The sequence below is a fragment of the Pseudomonas sp. Kh14 genome, assembly GCF_900291005.1.
GTDB lineage: Bacteria > Pseudomonadota > Gammaproteobacteria > Pseudomonadales > Pseudomonadaceae > Aquipseudomonas > Aquipseudomonas alloputida.
Genome location: NZ_OLKJ01000081.1, coordinates 1 through 280, shown reverse-complemented (window position 1 = coordinate 280; position 280 = coordinate 1). Strand labels below are relative to the sequence as shown.

The following is a 280-nucleotide window of genomic DNA, read 5'->3' as shown; positions in this document are numbered from 1 at the left end:
ATGCTGCTTTGCCGGACGGGTAAACGTCTGCCACGACTGCGGGATAAAGAGCGCCGACGGCTGCGTCGTATCAAACGGGATCGCCCCCACCATCACCGGTTTTGCAATGCCCTGCGCTTTTGCTTCAGCAAACGCCCCGGCCAGTTTGCGCTGGAACGGGCTGCTCAGATCGTCGCCGTTAACGGCAGGCTCTGAGAAGCGCGCAAAGCAGCCGGACGTGGTAAAGCTGCGGTATGGCGACATAAAGAAAAACCGGTCAGGCGACAACGCGTTTGTACGC

The 280-nt window shown here is 59.6% G+C and carries 1 pseudogene; it reads right to left on the bottom strand.

From position 1 onward, the window contains the following. Nucleotides 1–243 (bottom strand): annotated as a pseudogene (locus FQ668_RS27400) (isochorismate synthase); the annotation flags it as partial. Between the last annotated feature and the right edge of the window lie 37 nt (nucleotides 244–280).